Genomic DNA, 3,241 nt, shown 5'->3' with positions numbered 1-3,241 from the left:
TCAAACCTTATGCGTCGGAAGGGGAGAAAACTGCGTCTGAGCATCCAAAACCGGGCGCAACATCGGCGCTTCCGCCGATTCGGCAACCGACGCGAGAATCAACCGAACCCCGGCAGATGTCAGCTTTTCCCGCCACGCTTCGGGAAGCTCGGCGTCAGTCACCACGTAATCCACATCCTCCAGCCTGCAGAGATGAGCGAGGCTGCGATAACCGAACTTGGAGCTGTCGGCAACGATGATCACCTCATCGGCCGCCTTCATCATCGCCCGCTCGGTCTCCACAAGCAAAAGGTTGTTGTTGAAAAATCCCTCTTCGTCCACCGACGCCACACTCAAAATGGCCTTGCGAACGCGAAGCGAGGCGATCATGGCGTCGGCCTGCGGGCCCTGCGTCACCCCGGATCGGGGACACACATTGCCACCAACAAACACTAGGTCACTGGTGGGGTCAGAAGCAAGTAAATTTGCCACAGGCAGAGAATTGGTCACCACGTGGAGCGGCATGCCCAGCAACAGCCGGGCAACCTCGTAGGTGGTGGTTCCCCCATCAAGAAGGACAGAATCCCCCGCCGAAATCAACTCGACCGCCTTTTTCGCAATCGCCCGCTTCTGCTCCCACCGCATCGGCTGCCGGGTCTCAAAATGGGGCAGTTTGGGCGAACTTCCCGTGTAAAAAGCCCCGCCGTGAATCCGTTTGGCATCACCCTGCTTTTCCAGATGTTCCAAATCCCGCCGGATCGTGGACTCCGAAACCCCCAAAGCGCCGGCAAGCTCATCGAGCGTCGCAAAACGACGCGAGCGAATGAGCTCCAGAAGCTGCGTCCGACGCTCCTGCACTGTGGTTGGATGACCTGCCGGCATATCTCATCCTGAGAAAAATGTGGACAGAACATGACGAAGATCTACCGTGCTCCGACTAAATACAGACTACCGTGAAGGGCAAATTCTGTCAAGAATTGGTAGAATTCTGTCATAACCATGAAGATTTTATGACAACTACACTGCACAAAATTTCTCTATCGTGTCAAACCCGCGCCAGCCACGCGGAAACAACTCCCGCGAATTGGTCCGATTTCCTGCGCCGCCCCCCGTCACATTCGGAACAGCCCGCTTTTCCAGAAAAAACCTCAAGGTTTGCCTAATTTCGACCGATGGTAACCGGCAGCAGGAGTAATCCCTCGTCTGCTCGACCGGCGTCGGTTCCGCGACCGGTGCCGGTGACATGACGTATGACAGGCAATTACCTGGAGGATTCACATGAACAAGCCTCTCCACACGGATGACGCCCCTTCGCAAGGCACAGTGCGGGTGCTGGCACGGCTGCCCTATGTTGGTGGGGAACGAGAAACGGGGCCTGAGCAAGCCGCCTATCCGTCTCGGGCAACCCCGACCAGTTTCTTTTCCGATCCGATTCGTCGCGGCCTGGCATTGGGACTGGCCGCCGTTCTGCTGCTCGGTGTGATCTGGTTTATCGCCGGGCGTGGAAAGAAATCTGAAATCGCCAGCAACGGAAAGGAGAAACCGTGGGAAACGGCGGTACCGCGTCCTGATGCCCCGGAAGCACCTGCGTGGAGCCCCCCCTCTGTCAGTCTTCCCGCGGAAGGCGTTCAATCGACGCAGGCCCAACCGTTCGGTCTAGCCGGCGATTCCCAGCCGGTGACGCGGTCGCCGCTGGGTTTCGAACTGCCCCCGGGCAACAGTTGGGGAAGTCCCCAGGAGAATCCGGCAAATACTCCCGCCGCACAGCCGCCCTTAACAACCGGCCAGCCGATTCTGACTTGGGAAAACCCGCAAGCGACCCAGGCTTCTCCCGCTCCGGCGACCATGCAGGCGCAAATGAATGCCCAGTACGGTGTCCCTCCGATGAACCCCTCCGGCAATCCATCAACTCCCTGGGCGAACGCGGCCGGTTTTGCCGCGAACTCACCTGCGGCCACGCCGATGAACCCTGTGTCGCAAGGCTACGCCAGTGTCGCACCGGCTGGACCGGCCGCAGTGTCTTCCGCCGGATCAGCGCAGATTGTCCGTAATCCCTATTTCAACAACGAGCCGGTCGCCCAGAGCGTCAATGTTCCGTCCAATCAGTCGGCTGGCGATTTCACACCGGGGGACACCACGCGGGGCCAACCGGTGACAGCGACACTTCCCGCATCCTGGCCGACTCCCGTGGAGCTTCAACCACCCAGTGCCGTGAACGGCCCTAGTGCCGTGATCGCCTCACGCCCGAACGCTCCGCCATTCGCACAACCCACCACCCCTCCGAGTGTTCAAACCCCTGGTTCTGCGGCCGGTTATCCACAGGCGGGTCAATGGAATGTTCCGTCGGCGGATAGCGCCGCGTACAGCAGCGGACCTTCGGTGTCCGGCAGCGTTCCTCAAAACACGTGGGGCAATTCGGCGGGCCAGCTTCCATCTCCGGGTAGCCCGATTCCTTCAACCGGCGGAAATCCGTCGAACGTTGGACTTTACTCGAACGGTCTGCCCAGCAGCCAGCCTGCCTATCAGGGACCAGTCGGCGTGCAAACGCAGCCGCAAAGCCCATACAAAGGCCCCAGTGCGGCCGTCTGGGGCGATTCCAGGACAGCGGTTCCTGCTCAACCGCCACAAAATGGCCAGAATCAACAGGCTCCGGTCTATCCCAGCACCGACTCGTATCGCTATTACGGTCCCACATCGCAGCCCGGCACCCAGCAACCGCACGACAACCAGGTGGTGCCCGCCGCGTACGCCAACCCGTCATGGGGGTGTCACCTGAACAGTTCCACGCCGAGCCCGATGGGACCAACCGCTCCGACAGGCCGTTCTCAACAGCAGCAGGCGGGCACCTCGGCGGACCAGCTTTATCCTACAACTGGCCAAACCGGTTACAACTTGTACCCCACGTCGGTACTACGATGAAAACGGGATCTCTTCTGGCGGGTGGCTGTCCAATAGGACAAGTCAGCTGCTTAGTAGCGAAACGGTGAAAACGCGCGCCGATGGATGGAAACTGCCCGCAGCTTCCTTTGGTCACTGCAACGATTCTGTTTGCTTGTGAGTGAGACACTGATATGAGAGATCGGTCAACGACAATCCGGCTGGAAGAGGCCTTTCTCAAATTGGGGCCTTCCGCCCAGATCAATGTGACTTCCCATTTGCAGGAAGAACCGCAGGACCGGGAAAACGCCCCAAAAGCGTCCGAAACGCCTTCCCCGGCTCCGGCATCCGGTGTGGTGCAGAGCGGCTCGCTTCCTCATGTTCG

Annotated in this window: 3 protein-coding genes; 2 read left to right on the top strand and 1 reads right to left on the bottom strand. The window is 59.7% G+C overall.

Going from position 1 to position 3,241, the window contains the following annotated elements:
- Positions 1–861, bottom strand: coding sequence for a DeoR/GlpR family DNA-binding transcription regulator (locus H5U08_RS13740; RefSeq protein WP_297034167.1), 861 nt, complete (start codon positions 859–861; stop codon positions 1–3).
- A gap of 396 nt (positions 862–1,257) precedes the next feature.
- Here H5U08_RS13740 and H5U08_RS13735 point away from each other — a divergent pair, with 396 nt between their 5' ends.
- Both H5U08_RS13735 and H5U08_RS13730 read left to right on the top strand, forming a co-directional pair.
- Positions 1,258–2,898: a hypothetical protein gene (locus tag H5U08_RS13735; protein WP_297034164.1), complete on the top strand. Its 1,641-nt coding sequence runs from the start codon at positions 1,258–1,260 to the stop codon at positions 2,896–2,898.
- Between the two features lie 152 nt (positions 2,899–3,050).
- The coding region (locus H5U08_RS13730; protein WP_297034161.1) for a hypothetical protein at positions 3,051–3,241 on the top strand (191 nt) is incomplete at its 3' end.

Source organism: Thermogutta sp. (assembly GCF_014359955.1).
Classification (GTDB): Bacteria; Planctomycetota; Planctomycetia; order Pirellulales; family Thermoguttaceae; genus Thermogutta.
This window is presented reverse-complemented; position numbering and strand designations above follow the sequence as displayed.